This is a genomic window from Bartonella sp. AA97HXZ, assembly GCF_042196985.1.
Lineage (GTDB): Bacteria > Pseudomonadota > Alphaproteobacteria > Rhizobiales > Rhizobiaceae > Bartonella.
Genome location: NZ_JBHIRC010000003.1, coordinates 32,749 through 50,124, shown reverse-complemented (window position 1 = coordinate 50,124; position 17,376 = coordinate 32,749). Strand labels below are relative to the sequence as shown.

Genomic DNA, 17,376 nt, shown 5'->3' with positions numbered 1-17,376 from the left:
AGACTTGAAATAAAATAATTGTAAACTTTTCTTCTTTTTTGGAACTGAACATACCCATGGAGAGGAAATTTTGGCCGCTTCTAAAGCGGCCAATGCATTTGAATTTATTCAAGCTTTACCAGATGGCTTGGATACGCAAGTAGAAGAACGTGGTACCATGCTTTCTGGGGGGCAAAAACAACGCATTGGTATTGCACGCGCGATTTTAAGAAATGCAGCCCTCTTACTGCAAGCCGGCACCATCATTATATTTGCCAACTCGTGGATGTTGCTACAGCCCTTGGCACTTGAGATAATTTATTATAGGCATTTTAAGTTCTTTCTTAATAGTTTTTTATTCACGTGGGCTCTCTCCGCTTGGTACGTGCAAAAAACATGGTTTTGATTGGTTCACCATGGAACAGGTTTGAAATGAGAGAATCTTACGGTATTCGGGATTCTCATTCAACCTATAAAATAATGAATTATTATTATAAATCAAAATGTTGCTGCTTGATGAAGCAACATTTTCTTTAGATGCAAACAGTGAAAAGTTAGTGCAAAATGCCTTAGAAGGATTGATGCAAAATTGTACAACCTTGGTCATTGCCCATCGTTTGGCAACAATTTTAAAAGCTGATCGTATTCTCGTGATAGATAAAGGCGCTTTTGTGGAAGAAGGAACACACAACTCATTATAAAAAAATAATGTTTATGCGCATTTGGCTAAACTGCAATTCTCATCTGAGTAAGTGATCTTGATACAAGAGCAGTATTTTTAAGGGCATAAACAGCACTCTTTTCAGACAGGCTTATCAATTTGAAACTCTCATGGAAAAAAGAAAGGCAAGCATTGAGATGTTTTTCTTTTTTAATAGGCTGTTCTTTTTTTTTTGCCTGAGATGAAGTATTTTTATAAAGACACTTCTGTGTATAGAATATAAAACGATATCCAGTTAAATCGCTATGGACTATTAAGATGAGCGAGGAGTTCTCTTCATAACAGCACTGTCACGTTGATTTATAAGGATAACTCATTGTTTTTCATGAAAGATCTTACATGGAATTTCTCGTTTCAAATTTGATTATGTTGCATTAGTCAAAACCATGTCTCTTGCATATACCAAGCAGGGAAGATTGCGTGAAGTAAAAATACTTAAAGAAAGAATAAGTCCTCTTCATGAAGCGTCCCAAGTTTTAGGGGCTGTAGTAATATTGAGGGGATTAGGAAAGTGTATGATGATGTCGCTTTACTAAAAAAGAGCCGATAAATGAGCAGAGAGACGCTTTTTATCAATTTTATAAAACAAGGTGAGCACGCAGCCATGTTTTGCTGTGTTAGGCTTTTGAGTACTTTGAACCAATATTGTGGGAGTGCATTTTAAGAATTATAAAGCTCTTCTTAAAAGTGCATAAATCATTAGAGCAGTACAATTAAATACAAATTGTTTTATTTTACCAATAAAAATATCTATATTTTGTGTGTTGTTTTTATTAAAATATAATATGTAGTGATTTTCAAATCATATGTACACATAATGATACAATATTGAGAAATCGATAAAAGAGCTGCGTTAAATATTGGTGAAAATAAAAGAAAGCAAGAATGAGTGATCACGATACTTTCATAGTTATAGTAGGAATAGTTATAATAGGGAGCATAATCTATAGTCTTTGGTTAGCAAATTATCAGAAAAAGCAATTAAATGAACAACTTGAACAGTTTGAAAAATTACTGCAGCTAAAAGATCGAGAGTGCGCGATATACCAAGATATTATTGCACAATGGGAACAAAGGCTTGTTAAAAAAACTCAAAAAATATCGCCAAAATGGATTAAACAATGGGATGAAGAAGTAAAGGAATGGGAAAGGAGTATATTAGAGATAAAAAAAATTGGATACATTTCTGAATCTTATGAATCTAAAAAACAGCAGCATCCAATGGTACAAGATATTTGTGCTCAAGGATATGTAGATATATTTTTTCTCTATGAAAAGGCGCTGGAAGTAGAATTTACTGATGAACATATCAAAAAAATAAATGAATTAATGATGCGTCCAATTTTTAAAGAAACTTATCCTAAAGTTGTGCGATTCATGAGACAGAATGGTGTCACATTACGAAAGTTTGTGGATCCTTTGACGAAAAAAAAGCGCTATAAGCCTACAATGCTGTTGTTTCATTGGTGGTTATATATGATTGATGATATGATTACAGCTGAATACGAACAGCAACAAAAGGATAAAGCTTCAGGGCTCTATCGTGACTTAGCATCTCTGGAAATTTACTTTGAAGACATACCTAAATATACTGAATATGAAACGCTAAAAAAACTGGGAGGATTTGGGAGTATGCCTGGTGACAGTAGTGTACTGTGCATTTGTAAAAGAGAGCTTCTATCCTTATTGTATGATGTTTCCAGTGATTATAAGACGGCAAGAGAAACTTTCATTTACTATAAGATGCTTATTGATACGGTGAAAGAAGGATATATTGCCTTTGATAAAAGTTGTTGTTACTCTACGGTTGAAAGGGCAATGGAGGTTTGTAAAGAGAGAGATAAAGAAGAGAAAAAAGACCTAGTCCTTGATGAAAAGATACCAACATTTGAAGAAGCTTACAAATTAGGCGTTAAAGAGTGGATGAAATCATCAAATGAGAAATGCGATAACCGATTGATCTTTTGGGAGAAGCTTGTTGAGGAAAAAAAGTTAAAAGAAAAATTAAAAGTTATCTTTGGGGATAAGAAGATAAAGGCGCTGAAAGAGGCTATTGAAAAAGATAAAGAGCAGCTTGCAAGTGAAATGCAGAAAGCAATTTTGGAAAACAAAGATTTTTGTTACTATAAATCTCGAGAGTATTTCATAGACTATCTGAGATAATGGTTAAATGAAGGGGGGGGGAATGGCTGTATAAATCAATGGATTTGCTAAAATTTCTGTTGTCATGTAGAGGTGAAAACTATGAGAGGCATATGTGATAGCCCTTAGCAGAGAGGGGATATTTTAAATTATAGTCAATCTTTTTTGCTGTGTAGGCGGTGATTTCTTAAGAGAAGTAGGGGAGAATGTTGGCTTCTGATGTCGTTGTTGCTTCTTGGGGCGTTTTGTTGTGATGATATTTTTTTTGCGAAATATATCGCTGCTACCTTCTTTATCGGTGACAAAACCACCGTTTTTGCGAACCATTAGTATGCTGGTAGTTTTATTAAAAATGTGCAGGTTATCTTCCCAAAAACCATCGGTTTTTCCCGCGGTACCATAAGATAAACTCAAGAGCAGCGCTAAGACAGTGCAGTCCAGTAACTTCCATCATTATATTGCGTAATTCAATAAGATAGGTTCCATGACCTGGGCGACCAAAATGAGGCATGGGCCTGTAGCAATGACACAATCTTCCAGTCTGCGTCGAGCAGAAACGCGACAGCGTCGGTTATTGAAAAAAGCACCATACCCGCGTTCTGCGGTGAAGAGTTCATCACTCACGGGATTGTAAATGACACTACCAACGATTTTTCCTTGGCTTTCTAAGGCAATGGAAACAGCAAAAAAAGGAATGCCATGGAGAAAATTTGTGGTGCCATCTCAAAGGGTCAACAATAAAACGGTGTTGTGAATCTTCTCCAGTGATTTCTTCTGACTCTTCCATCAGAAAACCAAATTTGGGGTGCGCTTTGCTTAATTCATTTAAAATAATTTTTTCCGCTTTGCGATCTGCTTGGCTGAGGTAATCTGCTGGATTTTTTTAGGCTTAAATGCCTTTTTTGAGGGTTTTTTCTAATTTTAGGCGAATGTGTTCATTGCCGGCAATGATATTTTTTTTGCGAAATATATTGTTGCCGCCTTCTTTATCGGTGACAAAACCACCGGCTTCACGAACCATCAGTATTCCAGCAGCCATATCCCAAATTTGCAGGTTATCTTCCCAAAAGCCATCGGTTCTTCCAGCAGCCACATAAGCTAAATCAAGAGCAGCAGCCCCAAAACGGCGAAGTCCGGCAACCTCTGCCATCACATTACGTAATTCAATAAGGTAGGTTCCATGATTTGGGCGACCAAAATGAGGCATTCCTGTGGCAATGACACAATCTTCTAGTCTGCGTCGAGCAGAAACGCGACAGCGGCGGTCATTGAAAAAAGCACCACACCCGCGTTCTGCGGTGAAGAGTTCATCATTCACGGGATTGTAAATGACACCACCAACGATTTTTCCTTGGCTTTCTAAGGCAATGGAAACAGCAAAAAAAGGAATGCCATGGAGAAAATTTGTGGTGCCATCTAAAGGGTCAACAATAAAACGGTGTTGTGAATCTTCTCCAATGATTTCTTCTGACTCTTCCATCAGAAAACCAAATTTGGGGCGCGCCTTGCTTAGTTCATTGAAAATAATTTTTTCCGCTTTGCGATCTGCTTGGCTGACATAATCTGCTGGTCCTTTCAAAGACACTTGCAAATTTTGCACTTCACCGTAATCACGTACCAACGAGCGTCCTGCTTTCATTGCAGCTTGCACCATGACATTCATGACTGCAGAATGGGCCATTTTTTATTCCTTTATTTATCTTTTTCATTTGCACGACGCAAATAAATCAACTCATTGGTGTCTACAATGATACGTTCACCAGCATTCATAAAGGGGGGAACAAGAATACGAATTCCGTTTTCAAGAATGGCGGGTTTATAAGAGGAGGTAACCGTTTGTCCTTTGATGGCAGGATCGGCTTCTGCAATCGTGACAGCAACTTGATCAGGAAGTGAGATGCCAATAGGCTTTTCTTGATAAAGTTCAACTGTGACAGTCATCCCATCTTGGAGAAAAGCAGCACGTTCACCAACAAAATCCTTTTGAAGTTCTAGTTGTTCATAAGATTCTGAATCCATAAAGACCAAAGCATCCCCTTGTTGATAAAGAAAGGTGAAATCTTTTTGTTCAAGGCGCACGCGTTCAACTGTCTCAGCAGCGCGAAATCGCTCATTAAGTTTTGTACCATCAATCAAATTTTTCATTTCAACTTGGTTAAATGCACCACCTTTTCCTGGTTTTACAGCGTTGCATTTAACAGCAACCCATAAGCTTCCTTGATGTTCGATCACATTACCAGGGCGAATTTCATTGCCATTAATTTTCATCGTTTCTATCCAATTCTATTCTTGCAAAAAGAACTCTCTTGTTGTCTTTATGGCGCTTTTCTTTGCTGCCTTTAACGGTCAAGCTCTTTTGTTATTTTCGGGCTAAAATCCCTTTGATTAACCTTGCTGCTCTCTCATGGTCCTGTGTGCTCTTTATGGGCTTTCTCCTGCTTTTTGCAAAGAGAAAAGCTTAAGTAAAAAAGAACCTTTATGTATTTTTGCTTTTCAGCTCTTTGCAAGACCATAAAAAGCGCTCAGACGCAAGCTTTTTAAAAATTTGCACAAAAATTTTTTAGAATTTTGGGGGAAATTTATCCCGTTGTGTCGTAAAATATCATCATTGATGGCAATGATATAATTGATGGTAATGATATAAGTTCCCTAAAACCATGAGGTGTTTTTAATTAAGAATATGTGAATACGGAGTTTATTATGAGTGTCTCATGGGATAGAGCGTGGTGTGTGTTATCGCGGGGTGTTAGCTTTCATTTTGATCAGAGAGTAATTGTAAAAAGGCTCTTTGTTTTATCGAGGTTAGGACTCTAAATTTTTTTAAAAGCAGGTATTTTTCTGTACTTGATGCGATTTCATCATGGTGGTATGGGGGCTGTTGTTTTGTTAAGATATCAGCATAGAAAAAGGAAAGTGGAACATTTGAGATAGCGGCAATTTATTTTAAGCGCCCTGCGCTGACACGATTTAAGCCGTTTTCATATTTCTGGATTTGTTGGAAAGTGGCACCTAAATGTTAACCTAATGTTTTTTGAGACATTTTAAGCATTTTTCGTCTCAAACGAATTTTTTTGCCAATGAATTTGCCACTGAAAATGTCGTTATAAGGATTTTACCAAGCCCCTAGAAAATGCTACACGGGATATAGAAAACTCTTCAGCTGCTTCAATCACAGATAGTCCAAGTTTTGCATTTACATCTTCGCGTAACAATTCACTAGGGTGTGGGGCATTTTCATTATTTTTAGTATTCTTCTTTTCTTAAATCTCAAAGCTATAATTTACATTATTTTGTATTGTCACAATCTATAATAAAATTTATCCACTCTGGCTAAAAATGAGGTTTTTTATTGAGGTGCAAATCTCTTTGCCTTTCGCAAGAGCTTTTAAGTCTTTACGTGTAAAATATAGAGTATGTTTACATTAAATAGCGGGTTCATCTGGGCTGAGTATTTATATAAGAACGCGGCTCTCCGTTCACGTTATACTGAAAAAGAGACACTATAGTGCTACTATTTAATCTTATTCTATAACTCAAATTCACACCCATGTTTTGTTGCTTTTGAGGTTGATCTGTATAGATCACATTATATCCATTCCGTCGCAACAGATTGATAAATAAAGGAGTAAAGTTGTCTGCTGTATTATTTTTCTTTATAAGAAGTGTGGTTGTAGCTGGTGGTAAAAACCCTTTGTTACCGCTAATAAATTTGTTAGCAACTAATTGTGCCTGACGCTTTGTAAGACTTTGATCAACATAATTTGATGAATAACTGCCTACAGATGCGCAACCAGCCACCAACACAACCGGTGACAGCAATAAATATTTTAACATCTTTAATTCCCCTTACTTATTGTTGCTCTTTATTTGCGAAGCTCCTCTTCCAGAAATAAGAGCAACTTTACGCATAGCACATTAACAACATATCGGTATCTAATCAATCGGTTAATTAATCAATGAATAATGGTTTCAGCTGTAAAGGCTGCTTGAAGTGCTTCTGGTGGCGTATATTTTAATAAACTGCTGCTTTTAGTGATTATGATAAAAAAGCAATTTTTTGCGTTTGCATGTTAAGATCATGTCCTCCATCTCTATTATAAAATGATGTGTTAAGTGTTATTCCAGATTGATCAAAAAAATTTTCAAGCATTGCTTTTTAAGGGCTATCTTTTTTTAAATACGTATGAATGTTTATTCTGTTTTTTTAAATACTATCGTTTGAGGTGTGGTGCTATAAGACATAAAACTTTGCACATGTGATGTTTTTATGAGAGTGTGTGGTGAATATTTGAGGGGGAGCTTGTCCGGATAATTTTGTGAAATGAACCACATAAAATGGGAAGCTAAAAGAGTTCTGTTCTGAGAAGACGGATTGTTTCCCAACCGGATAGGGAAGGGGCTTCTGTCCTTTGAGGGGTGGGAGGCAAGTTAAGAACAGAGAGTGTAGTGCTCTATGTCATGATGTTAAAAGCTTTCATTTTGATCAGAGAGTAATTGTAAAATGGCTCTTTGTTTTATCGAGGTTAGAACTCTAAATCTTTTGAGCAGCAGGTATTCTTCTGTACTTGATGCGATTTCATCATGAGGGTATGGGGGCTGTTGTTTTGCTGAGGTGTCCGCATAGAAAAAGACAAGTGGAACATTTAAGATATCGGCAATTTCTTTTAAACGCCCTGCGCTGACACGATTTAAGCCGTTTTCATATTTCTGGATTTGTTGGAAAGTAACACCTAAATGTTGACCTAATGTTTTTTGAGACATTTTTAGCATTTTTCGTCTCAAACGAATTTTTTTGCCAACGAAAATGTCATTATCAAGATTTTTGGCTCGCATTTTAAAGCCCCCGCCGGTTGCGAGCGCCCTCGCGTTGGTATTCCGGGAGCTTGAAAATACTGAGTTCTAGTCAGCCTTTTTGCTTTTAGTGCTTAAAGCACCTGGACATAGCAAAAACTCCCGGAATTCCGGGATACCCACAAAGTGGGTTCATCTTTACGCTAGAACTTAGGGTTTTCAAGGCCCCTTTTGGTCGTTGCGTATGCGACCAAAACATCTTTTAATTCATAAAGTAATTTCAGGAAATTTACAATAAAAATTAAAATAGCGTCTCTTAACGTGTCGTTTCTTAAAATGGAGGGGTGGCATGTTTTGCATTTAAGCAATAAAGTGTTCACAAGGGGGGCTTTGAATAGCGTACGCTATCGCGTGATGTTAGCTTGCATTCTCATCAGAGATCAGCTGTAAAAAGGCTTTCTTTTTTACCGTTGTTAGAACTCTAAATCTTTTGAGCAGCAGGTATTCTTCTGTACTTGATGCGATTTCATCATGAGGGTATGGGAGCTGTTGTTTTGCTGAGGTGTCCGCATAGAAAAAGACAAGTGGAACATTTAAGATATCGGCAATTTCTTTTAAACGCCCTGCGCTGACACGATTTAAGCCGTTTTCATATTTCTGGATTTGTTGGAAAGTAACACCTAAATGTTGACCTAATGTTTTTTGAGACATTTTTAGCATTTTTCGTCTCAAACGAATTTTTTTGCCAACGAAAATGTCATTATCAAGATTTTTGGCTCGCATTTTAAAGCCCCCTCCGAGTGCGAGCGCCCTCGCATTGGTATTCCGGGAGTTAAAAACACTGAGTCCGAATCAGCATTTTGCTTTTAGTGCTTAAAGCACCTGGACATAGCAAAATCTCCCGGAATTCCGGGATACCCACAGAGTGGGTTCATTTTTATGTATCGGACCTTAGGGTTTTTAATCCCCGTTGATCGTTGCGTATACGATCAAAAATACCTTTAAATATGTAAAGTAATTTCGGAGGCTTGGCAATAAAAAATAGTTTTTTTATAAGAGACGGCGTGTTTTTCGTCCAAGCAAAAAGAATGAAAAAATAGAGCTTGCGGAATTTTCGGGATAGTCTAGCTCTTTTGCTTATTGGATATTGTTTGTTAAGCAAATGATACCAGTGCGTTTTCTTTACCAATGAAAATGTCATTATCAAGATTTTTGGCTCGCATTTTAAAGCCCCCGCCGGTTGCGAGCGCCCTCGCGTTGGTATTCCGGGAGTCTAAAAACACTGACCTCGAATCAGCCTTTTTGCTTTTAGTGCTTAAAGCACCTGGACAGAGCAAAATCTCCCGGAATTTCTATAAATTTTATCTTTTTGAAGCAGAGAGGAGTATTTTAAAAAACAGGAAGGAGCTTTATTGCTTCTTTGTGCGCTTTTTCTAGTTGTGTCTTGTCCATGCCTTGGAGCATTATTTCAAGATCAGGAGCTTGCATTTTTGCTTCCTTTGCGAGCATATACCATGCCGCTGCCATTATTATATCGCCTTTTGTTCCTGTGCCATCTCGATAAAGCCTTGCAAGGGAAATCTGTGCTGGTGCAATCATGTTGACGGCATTTCTGTGAAGTAAATGAAAAGCACGCTGAAAATCTGTTTCTCCTCCACGCCCCTGTACAAGCCATTGTGCTAAATGAAGTTGAGCTTTTAAGTGGTTGTTTTGAGCTGCTACTTCCATGAGCTTGCGGGCATTGCGATCATCTTTTGGTCGCTTTAATGTGCCTAAGGAAAGAATTTTTGCAGCAGAAAAAGCCGCTTCAGCATCCCCAAGAGCAGCACCTTTTAAGTACCATTTTAAGGCTTGCTCTATTGCTTCATTTTCACGACTTTGGGAAGAAACACCAGGGAGAGCTTGTTTTTCCTGTGAGGCTTTATAAAGAAGCAGTTGTCCATAATAAAAATAGGCTTCCTTGACGCCTGCTTTGACAGCTTTTTGAATGAATTGCGCACCAAGTTCTTGATTTTGTTTTATAAAGTTACCATCGAACAACATAAGTCCATAGCGTAGTTGTGCTTGGGGTTCCCCCTGTTTTGCAGCGCGTTCAAACCATAAAGCAGCACGCGCACCGTCAATAGGAACAGCACATCCTTCCATATAAATTCGGGCAAGAAGAGTTTGTGCAAAAGGATCATTTTTTTCAGCACGTCGGAGTGCTTCACGAAAAGCTTTTAAATAATAACCTTGGATGTAATAGTCATAGGCTTGGTCATAGTCTCCAGCTTTTAAGGGCTGAAAGGGTTCTTGAGTGTTTGAAGCTTCTTGAATCGTATTGAAAGAGCTTTCAGAATTTGAGATTTCTTCAGTGTTTCCCGCTGAACTTACAGCAGAACTTGCAAGCCCAATCACGCCTAAGATAAGCAGCTTCACGCTTCTCTTGATCATGGTGTTTTCTCCTCATTACCGATCAGAATTTTCACATTTTTTTTTCATCATTACAAGCCGTATAAGAATCTCATTTCTATATTACTTTTTATCTCTCAGTTTTTCGTCTTGGTTCAAGGTAGGGTTGGGTAAGTTAAAAAAGTAGCATAAATGTCGACGAGAGACAGACTGTTTAAAACAGTTCTGTTAAAAATAATACAGTCCTGTTAAAAATAATAATGATGAGGGGTTATCGTATGTAAAGATGCTTATCTTCTATTATATCAATGGCTTATCCCCCTAAAATGAAAAAATGCTTACAATGGAGGTTGCTTTTTAAAATACGTATGAATGCTTATGAATAGCGCACGCTATTCATGTGATGTTAGCTTGCATTCTCATCAGAGATCAGTTGTAAAAAGGCTTTCTTTTTTACCGTTGTTAGAACTCTAAATCTTTTGAGCAGCAGGTATTCCTCTGTGTTTGATGCGATTTCATCATGATGATACGGGGGCTGGTGTTTTGTAATGATATCGGCATAAAAAAAGGAAAGTGGAACATTCAAAATATCAGAAATTTCCATTAAACGCCCTGCGCTGACACGATTTAAGCCGTTTTCATATTTTTGAATTTGTTGGAAAGTGACACCTAAAGCGTGCCCTAAAGTTGTTTGAGACATTTTTAGCATTTTTCGTTTCAAACGAATTTTTTTGCCAATAAAAAGATCAATATTAAGATTTTGAGATTGCATTTTTCCCCGCCGGTTGCGAGCGCCCTCGCATGAGTATTCCGGGAGCTTGAAAGTACTGAAATCTAATCAGCTTTTTTTGCTTTTAGTGCTTAAAGCACCTGGACATAGCAAAAACTCCCGGAATTCCGGGATACCCACAAAGTGGGGTAAATTCATGTTTAGATTTTCGGGCTTTCAAGACCCTCTTGGTCGTTGCGTATGCGACCAAAACATCTTTTAATTCATAAAGTAATTTTAGGAAATTTACAATAAAAATTAAAATAGTGTCTCTTAACGTGTCGTTTCTTAAAATGGAGGGGTGGCATGTTTTGCATTCAAGCAATAAAGCGTTCACAAAGGGGACTTTGAATAGCGCACGCTATCGCGTGATGTTAGCTTGCATTCTCATCAGAGATCAGCTGTAAAAAGGCTTTCTGTTTTATCGAGGTTAGAACTCTAAATCTTTTGAGCAGCAGGTATTCCTCTGTGCTTGATGCGATTTCTTCATGGTGGTATGGGGGCTGTTGTTTTGTAATGATATCCGCGTAAAAAAAAAAGGCAATGGGAACATTCAAAATATCAGAAATTTCCATTAAACGCCCTGCGCTGACACGATTTAAGCCGTTTTCATATTTTTGAATTTGTTGGAAGCTGACGCCTAAAGCGTGCCCTAAAGTTGTTTGAGACATTTTTAGCATTTTTCGTCTCAAACGAATTTTTTTGCCAGTAAAAAGATCAATATTAAGATTTTGAGATTGCATTTTTCCGCGCCGGTTGCGAGCGCCCTCGCATGAGTATTCCGGGAGTCTGAAAACACTGAATCCGAGTCAGCATTTTGCTTTTAGTGCTGAGAAGCACCTGGACATAGCAAAATCTCCCGGAATTCCGGGATACCCACAGGAGTGGGTTTATTTTTACGCTCGGATCTAGGGTTTTCAGTTCCCTTTTGGTCGTTGCGTATGCGACCAAAACATCTTTTAATTCATAAAGTAATTTCAGGAAATTTACAATAAAAATAGTTTTTTACTTACAAAATTTGTTTTTTACTGAGAGGCTATCTGCCTCTTAAACCTTTCTGGAATGATTGTCAAAATCATGACAACAGCCCCCGTGTTTTTTGAGAGGGTTAAAAAGCCTTAAGTTTTAAGATCAAAAGAACTTTGGACGCTTAAAAGTTAAACATTTTCAATTCGCTAGTATTGACAACATAGCCAAGAGTAATTATCTTCAATATTCAGGAATAGAAAGGACATATATTATGAAGACCACCCTTTCTCCGCTAATTTCAGAGTTCGAAACCGTTGAACAGGAAAGCAGCTACACTGCATGGCTGCGCGATAAGGTAGCGAGCAGTCTTGCAAATCCATATCCTCCTATTCCGCATGATGAGGTTATGGCTGAAATGGAAGTTATAATCAGTCAGCTTGAAGCTGAATAGGAAAAGTGATGCTTCCGGTTGTTTGGTTGTCTTCGGCGCGCGACGATTTGCGTCAGATGTTACCTATATTGCTCGCGAGAATCCATCTGCTGCGCGCCGAATGAAAAGGTTTTTGGAAGCATCCGTACTGCCATTGGCAGAACATCCATATTTATACAGACAGAGTGAGAAGGTATTAGGATTACGAGAAATTGTAGCGCATCCAAATTACCTTATATTGTATCGAGTAGCTGCACATCAAATCGAAATTGTAGCTGTAGTACATGCCCGACGTGAATTTCCTATTTTTCTTTAATCTAATGAGAGGCTATCTGCTTCTTAAATCTCTCTGGAACAATTACCAAAATCATGACAACAGCCTCCGTGTTTATCAAAGGGATTAAAATGATTTCTTCTATGGTAATGAATTTACACGCGGTCTCTTCATTAAAATTTGCACAATCGCTTGCTGTTTGAATAAGGGGGGGGTGATCGTTTCTCTGTGCTATAGGATGTGTGTCTGTGGAATGTGGTGGGGTGTCTTGTGGTTTTGGGCGTGCGCTTTAAAAAATAAACATAAGCATTATTCAAATTTACTTTAATGCATGAATTGTATCTGTATTAAAAGAGAAATCAGCTTTTTGTAAGCGCTTAATAAGTTTGGGAAATGTTTCGTTTACGTGTTCTTTAAAAGAAAGGTAGTAAACTCCACCAACATCTGAAAGCATTTCAATGCCTTCTTTTTGTAGAATAGCAATCCTCTCAAGAGGAAGTGTGGCAGCTAACATGCCCATTTCGAAAATAACGTTTTGTCGTGCACGGGGTTGAATTTTTTCTGCACCTTGAGATATAGCATAACCCATGTCATCATGCGTGAGGAGTACAATACCAAAACTTATAGAACTGTCACAAATTTCTTTTTTCAAAGTTTGAATGATGGGTAAACCATTACCACTCGTGTTTTGTAAGATGTATGGTTCGAGACCAAGCTTGAGAAGAACATTTTCAAGCTCCGTTAAGGCATAACAATCATGACCATGAACGATAAAAATTTTTTTATTTGAAGGATTGGAGGCAGTTTTTGAGGAAGGAATCGTTGATGTTTCTTCTATATACTTTGCTAAATCTTCTATTAACTTTTGTTTTATGTTTTCTTTGCCTTGAACGTTGATTGTTCCTGTGCTTTCATACCAATTAATAACGCCTCCTTCGGAGGTTTTGATCTGATATCCTTTAGAAGAATTAAGTGATAGAGACTTAATTTCTATGATTTTATATCCAGCTTTTTTAACTATATCTTTAAGGTCTTCGAAGGTGCCGCTATATTTCACTGTTTATATTCTTTCAATATCGCTGTTTATTAATATAAAATGTTGATTTATTTTTATAACTATTTGAATTTAAATAGCTTTATGATTTCATTTTCTTATACAATGCACAAAAAGAGACGGTCACCTTCCATTCAATTGATTGAAACGTGGGAAAACTTGACTAAATGATGGGAAATTTTACTGCGTGATGAAGCGATCTGATTGAATTGTGAATGAACGAAACGAATTTTTCTCCTATTTGTATATGCCGTTATGTGCTCTATATAAGAAGCACGAAAGTTAACGCTTTATTTATAAATTCTCCTCCTATATTACAAGGGGGTTTTCTCACATTTTTCTTGCATTGTTTTAAGCAGTATTAAGGGGTTGTCGTTCCCCAAAATGACTTCTTCTACAGCAATGAATTCACATCCAGTCTTTAAGACTTCATCAAAGGTTGAAAAATCGCTTCCTGCTTGGATAATGGCGGGGGTTTGCATAATTTCTGCCCACCATGTTGCTAACTGGAGATTGCGGGGGTGCGCTTGGGGTTTTTTATCAGCACCGAGTTTTCCAAAGAACAGGTAATCAACACCTGTTTCCGCTGCAAGCATAGCACTATGGCGATTGCGTAGATTGCCAAAGCCTATGATTTTTTGTTCCTTTTGCTGATTTTTGAAGCTTTCAAGAGCGTTAAGATCATCTTCTATGTGCAATCCATCAGCCTTTATGCGCCCAGCAATGCGGCTGTCATCAGCGATGAGAAGGGCTGCGTCATGATGTTGAATATCTTCTGCGTAAGTTTGCGCTTGTTGTTGTAAAAAAGAGCTATCATCTTTCAACTTTTCAGAATCATGGAGGATGACGCATGCAAAAGACTTTGTTTGCAAAATTTGCTGCAAAAATGTTTTTGGGGTGTTGCGCCGAACATCAAGTGTTAAAATCAACTGAGGGAAAAGAGGTGGATCAATTGGTTTATTTTTTTGTTCTGTCATGTCAAATCCCTGTTTCTTAGAAAAAATAACGCTTAAAAATTAAAGTTTCATTCTATTATGCTTATTTGCGATGAAAGTGACCACCATTTTCACGTAATTTAAAGGATTTGTGGGTGTGTGGAAGCCTGTTTATGAGAAATGAGAGTGTTTTTAAGCATAATATGTCGCCTTTTTGTTGTGATACACGTATGGACGCTTTTCGTTCTTTTGCCTTTAAAAAACTTTTGCTTTTAAAAAAATAAACGCTTAAAATGAAACTTGACTCTTAAAAATTAAAATTTCATTCTGTTCATGCTTGTTGGCAATAAGGGTAAGCACCATTTTATGGGACTTCAAGGGGGGTGCAACGTGTGGGAGTCCACTGATGAAGTACCAAGGTATTCTTGAGCATAATACTCAATCTTTTCGCCGTGATACACGCATTGACGTTTTTCGTTCTTTGGCCTTATTGACGATTTTCATCAACCATATTCCCAGAACGATCTATGAGTCTTTTACTCATAGAAATTTCGGTTTTTCTGATTGTGCAGAAGTGTTTGTTTTGCTTTCAGGGATTGCTCTTGGGTTAAGCTTTCATGGACGATTACAGCAAAAATCCTTTGCTTTTATTATCCGAAAACTTTGGTACAGAGCTCTGCAGCTCTATGGTGCATATCTTTTTACTACTTTTGTCACGTTAAGTCTTTTTTTTGCTGCCTTTTTATTATGGCGAACAGAAAAACTTTTATCGATGAACAATGTGGGACTCTTTTTTAAAGAGCCTGGTATCGCATTTTTGAGTACCTTAAGCTTTGGGCATCAATTGGGATATAATAATATTCTTCCTCTTTATATCGTTTTGATGTTTTTTGCGCCTTTTATCCTTTATTTGAGTTGTAAGCAGACAAAATGGCTGCTTTTGGGCTCCTTTACACTGTATCTTATCTGCGGATTTTATAAAATTGCTCCTCCTTCTTATCCTTTAAAGGGAAAGTGGTTTTTAAATCCTTTGTCTTGGCAATTCTTATTTGTCATAGGATTGACCAGTACTTTAGCGCTTAAACAAGGAAAAAAAATCGCTTTTCAGTCTTTTTGGATTGTTTGTGCGGCAGCGTATCTCTTGTTGGCGCTGTCATGGGTTCGCTTAAATTGGTGGGGCATTTTGGGGTGGCTTGGCTGGTCTTCCCCATTGTTGAACTTTAATAAAACCTTTTTAAGCTTGCCACGTTTACTCCATGTTCTTGCATTAGCCTTTCTCATTCTTTCTTTGCCGCGCATCAATAAATGGTTTTATGTCTCTCCAAAACATCCTTTAGCAATTTTAGGAAAACATAGTTTACCGGTCTTTGTAACGGGAACCATTTTTGCGATGTTTGGACAAATTGTAAAAACAGTGATGACAGAAACGTTTTTTTCCGATACCCTCTTAATAATAACGGGTATTGCTTTGCAATTTGGAGTCGCTTATTATTGTGAAAAACGGCAATCTTGGCAGTGGTCCTTTTCAAGGAAAATGATCCGTTTATAAAAAATATTCCTGTAGTGTTTGTTGGGCACGTTAACCTTAGTATAAAAAGTGCGTTGCGCAAAAAAATTAAAAGAGGTAGCAGTTTTAAAAAAAAGCGTTCTATACAGCAACAAAAGAAACTTTTTAATACTCTATTCGTTAAGGGGTGTGATTTTGTGCTGATACTTGGAGTATAAAAGCGTGAGTGTACATAAACGTCCATATGATGAACCTATTATCATGATTGAGCATAATGCTTTTGAAAATGCTTTTAATCGTCTCTATGAAGAAACAATGGCGCTGATTGAAAAAACCGCAGCGTATATTGACTCAGAAGGGAAATTAGTAGCACGCTCTCTTTCGGCAGAGGTTTCTGCAGTTTATGCGAAAGAGGCTATGTATTTAAGTACACGACTTATGCAAATCGCTTCTCAACTCCTTCTTCTTCGCGCAGAGCGTGAAGGGGAAATGTCATCAGAACAAATAAAAAAAGAAATTGTAAAAGTATCTCTTCATACACCGACATTGGAACTTGAAACCCCTCATTGGCAAGAACTGCCAGAAACTTTTCGCCAATTTGTTTCTCATTCATTGCGTTTAGAAGCGCGCATAACCTATATGCGTGCTGGGTGGGAAACTGCGGCCTCCTCTGCTCTAGAAGATGATAATCCAGTAGGAAAACAAATCGAATTGCTCAAAACAGCCTTTGGGCGTTCTTAGAGAGACTCCCCTTGCTTTGTGCGAAGGAGAAATATCATCAGAACAAATAAAAAAAAGAAATTGTAAAAGTGTCACTTCATACACCGACATTGGAACTTGAAACCCCTCATTGGCATGAATTGCCAGAAACTTTCCGTCAATTTGTTCTCGTTCATTACGTTTAGAAGCGTGCATAACCTATATGCGTGCTGGGTGGGAAACTGGGGCCTCCTCTGCTCTAGAAGATGATAATCCAGTAGGAAAACAAATCGAATTGCTCAAAACAGCTTTTGGGTATTCTGAGAAAAATAGCTCCTTGCTTCTTTCTTGCGATATTTAGAGCAGTATATCCATTTTTTACAACCAAAATTTCACAACTAAAACCAAACTAGAGTGCTTTTTTCTGCCTAATTTCTATTTGAGCGTAGGAAATATCTTGAGCTTATAGCTGAGAGAGGGATAGGTATTGATTGCGAATTATGGCATGGGATGGAGTATGGTTGGTTTTGTGGGAAATCGACTTTGGTTGATTGCAGCTGGAACACTTTCTGTTGATCTATCGTGTGATTTTGTTTTGGCTCTGAGATAGAGCAGGGGCTTGTACATCAATTTATTTATGCTCTATAATTTATGCCTATAAAGCTGCTGTAAAGTGTGTGTTAATGAGGATGATACACATTGTTGCAGTTTTGGG

General features: G+C 37.7%; 17 protein-coding genes and 4 pseudogenes. 9 read left to right on the top strand and 12 right to left on the bottom strand.

Going from position 1 to position 17,376, the window contains the following annotated elements:
* Positions 1-70 precede the first annotated feature (70 nt).
* From ACFINE_RS03050 to ACFINE_RS03040, 3 genes and pseudogenes are all read left to right on the top strand, one after another.
* A complete protein-coding gene (locus ACFINE_RS03050; protein WP_375621001.1) occupies positions 71-385 on the top strand; it encodes an ATP-binding cassette domain-containing protein in 315 nt (104 codons plus the stop codon).
* A 97-nt stretch (positions 386-482) separates the two neighbouring features.
* Positions 483-680: pseudogene (locus ACFINE_RS03045) on the top strand (ABC transporter); the annotation flags it as partial.
* A gap of 905 nt (positions 681-1,585) precedes the next feature.
* On the top strand, positions 1,586-2,863 hold the full coding sequence (locus ACFINE_RS03040; protein ID WP_375621000.1) for a hypothetical protein: 1,278 nt from the start codon (positions 1,586-1,588) through the stop codon (positions 2,861-2,863).
* A gap of 123 nt (positions 2,864-2,986) precedes the next feature.
* Here ACFINE_RS03040 and ACFINE_RS03035 read toward each other — a convergent pair.
* The 10 genes and pseudogenes from ACFINE_RS03035 to ACFINE_RS02990 form a co-directional block, all read right to left on the bottom strand.
* A pseudogene (locus ACFINE_RS03035) lies at positions 2,987-3,725 on the bottom strand (inositol monophosphatase family protein); the annotation flags it as partial.
* 6 nt (positions 3,726-3,731) lie between these two features.
* Positions 3,732-4,523 (bottom strand): inositol monophosphatase family protein, encoded by a 792-nt coding sequence (locus ACFINE_RS03030; protein WP_375620999.1) that lies wholly within the window; start codon positions 4,521-4,523, stop codon positions 3,732-3,734.
* An 11-nt stretch (positions 4,524-4,534) separates the two neighbouring features.
* Positions 4,535-5,110 carry an elongation factor P gene (gene efp / locus ACFINE_RS03025; RefSeq protein ID WP_015856958.1) on the bottom strand — a complete coding sequence of 192 codons (576 nt, stop codon included), beginning with the start codon at positions 5,108-5,110 and terminating at the stop codon, positions 4,535-4,537.
* Between the two features lie 478 nt (positions 5,111-5,588).
* Positions 5,589-5,939, bottom strand: a pseudogene (locus ACFINE_RS03020) (helix-turn-helix domain-containing protein).
* A 338-nt stretch (positions 5,940-6,277) separates the two neighbouring features.
* A complete protein-coding gene (locus ACFINE_RS03015) occupies positions 6,278-6,676 on the bottom strand; it encodes a hypothetical protein (RefSeq protein WP_375620998.1) in 399 nt (132 codons plus the stop codon).
* 630 nt (positions 6,677-7,306) lie between these two features.
* Positions 7,307-7,675, bottom strand: a complete 369-nt coding sequence (locus ACFINE_RS03010; RefSeq protein WP_375620997.1) for a helix-turn-helix domain-containing protein — start codon at positions 7,673-7,675, stop codon at positions 7,307-7,309.
* A 375-nt stretch (positions 7,676-8,050) separates the two neighbouring features.
* Complete coding sequence (locus tag ACFINE_RS03005) at positions 8,051-8,416, bottom strand: helix-turn-helix domain-containing protein (protein WP_375620996.1); 366 nt, start codon at positions 8,414-8,416, stop codon at positions 8,051-8,053.
* A 606-nt stretch (positions 8,417-9,022) separates the two neighbouring features.
* Positions 9,023-10,066, bottom strand: a complete 1,044-nt coding sequence (locus ACFINE_RS03000; RefSeq protein ID WP_375620995.1) for a tetratricopeptide repeat protein — start codon at positions 10,064-10,066, stop codon at positions 9,023-9,025.
* Between the two features lie 364 nt (positions 10,067-10,430).
* The gene (locus tag ACFINE_RS02995; RefSeq protein WP_375620994.1) at positions 10,431-10,796 is read right to left on the bottom strand and encodes a helix-turn-helix domain-containing protein; all 366 of its coding nucleotides are present in this window, start codon (positions 10,794-10,796) and stop codon (positions 10,431-10,433) included.
* A gap of 371 nt (positions 10,797-11,167) precedes the next feature.
* Positions 11,168-11,536, bottom strand: coding sequence for a helix-turn-helix domain-containing protein (locus ACFINE_RS02990; protein ID WP_375620993.1), 369 nt, complete (start codon positions 11,534-11,536; stop codon positions 11,168-11,170).
* 497 nt (positions 11,537-12,033) lie between these two features.
* Between ACFINE_RS02990 and ACFINE_RS02985 the strand changes: the two genes are divergently transcribed.
* A complete protein-coding gene (locus ACFINE_RS02985; protein ID WP_375620992.1) occupies positions 12,034-12,213 on the top strand; it encodes an antitoxin in 180 nt (59 codons plus the stop codon).
* Positions 12,200-12,508, top strand: a complete 309-nt coding sequence (locus tag ACFINE_RS02980) for a type II toxin-antitoxin system RelE/ParE family toxin (protein ID WP_375620991.1) — start codon at positions 12,200-12,202, stop codon at positions 12,506-12,508. Before ACFINE_RS02985 ends, ACFINE_RS02980 begins: the two co-directional genes overlap by 14 nt.
* 277 nt (positions 12,509-12,785) lie before the next feature.
* Here ACFINE_RS02980 and ACFINE_RS02975 read toward each other — a convergent pair whose 3' ends face one another.
* Entirely contained in the window at positions 12,786-13,523 is a 738-nt protein-coding gene (locus ACFINE_RS02975; protein ID WP_375620990.1) for a TIR domain-containing protein, read from the bottom strand.
* Positions 13,524-13,834: 311 nt separating this feature from the next.
* Complete coding sequence (locus ACFINE_RS02970; RefSeq protein WP_375620989.1) at positions 13,835-14,497, bottom strand: thiamine phosphate synthase; 663 nt, start codon at positions 14,495-14,497, stop codon at positions 13,835-13,837.
* 364 nt (positions 14,498-14,861) lie between these two features.
* Between ACFINE_RS02970 and ACFINE_RS02965 the strand changes: the two genes are divergently transcribed.
* The 4 genes and pseudogenes from ACFINE_RS02965 (at position 14,862) to ACFINE_RS02950 (ending at position 17,271) form a co-directional block, all read left to right on the top strand.
* Positions 14,862-16,004, top strand: a complete 1,143-nt coding sequence (locus ACFINE_RS02965; RefSeq protein WP_375620988.1) for an OpgC family protein — start codon at positions 14,862-14,864, stop codon at positions 16,002-16,004.
* Positions 16,005-16,184: 180 nt separating this feature from the next.
* Complete coding sequence (locus tag ACFINE_RS02960; RefSeq protein ID WP_375620987.1) at positions 16,185-16,703, top strand: DUF1465 family protein; 519 nt, start codon at positions 16,185-16,187, stop codon at positions 16,701-16,703.
* Positions 16,704-16,725: 22 nt separating this feature from the next.
* A pseudogene (locus ACFINE_RS02955) lies at positions 16,726-17,022 on the top strand (DUF1465 family protein); the annotation flags it as partial.
* Between the two features lie 126 nt (positions 17,023-17,148).
* Entirely contained in the window at positions 17,149-17,271 is a 123-nt protein-coding gene (locus ACFINE_RS02950; RefSeq protein ID WP_375620986.1) for a hypothetical protein, read from the top strand.
* Positions 17,272-17,376: the final 105 nt, after the last annotated feature.

Excerpts from the sequence above, each read along its gene's own strand:
- ACFINE_RS03040 (WP_375621000.1), top strand. The coding sequence starts at position 1,586 with ATGAGTGATCACGATACTTTCATAGTTATAGTAGGAATAGTTATAATA.
- ACFINE_RS03030 (WP_375620999.1), bottom strand. The coding sequence starts at position 4,523 with ATGGCCCATTCTGCAGTCATGAATGTCATGGTGCAAGCTGCAATGAAA.
- efp (WP_015856958.1), bottom strand. The coding sequence starts at position 5,110 with ATGAAAATTAATGGCAATGAAATTCGCCCTGGTAATGTGATCGAACAT.
- ACFINE_RS03015 (WP_375620998.1), bottom strand. The coding sequence starts at position 6,676 with ATGTTAAAATATTTATTGCTGTCACCGGTTGTGTTGGTGGCTGGTTGC.
- ACFINE_RS03010 (WP_375620997.1), bottom strand. The coding sequence starts at position 7,675 with ATGCGAGCCAAAAATCTTGATAATGACATTTTCGTTGGCAAAAAAATT.
- ACFINE_RS03005 (WP_375620996.1), bottom strand. The coding sequence starts at position 8,416 with ATGCGAGCCAAAAATCTTGATAATGACATTTTCGTTGGCAAAAAAATT.
- ACFINE_RS03000 (WP_375620995.1), bottom strand. The coding sequence starts at position 10,066 with ATGATCAAGAGAAGCGTGAAGCTGCTTATCTTAGGCGTGATTGGGCTT.
- ACFINE_RS02995 (WP_375620994.1), bottom strand. The coding sequence starts at position 10,796 with ATGCAATCTCAAAATCTTAATATTGATCTTTTTATTGGCAAAAAAATT.
- ACFINE_RS02990 (WP_375620993.1), bottom strand. The coding sequence starts at position 11,536 with ATGCAATCTCAAAATCTTAATATTGATCTTTTTACTGGCAAAAAAATT.
- ACFINE_RS02985 (WP_375620992.1), top strand. The coding sequence starts at position 12,034 with ATGAAGACCACCCTTTCTCCGCTAATTTCAGAGTTCGAAACCGTTGAA.
- ACFINE_RS02970 (WP_375620989.1), bottom strand. The coding sequence starts at position 14,497 with ATGACAGAACAAAAAAATAAACCAATTGATCCACCTCTTTTCCCTCAG.
- ACFINE_RS02965 (WP_375620988.1), top strand. The coding sequence starts at position 14,862 with ATGAAGTACCAAGGTATTCTTGAGCATAATACTCAATCTTTTCGCCGT.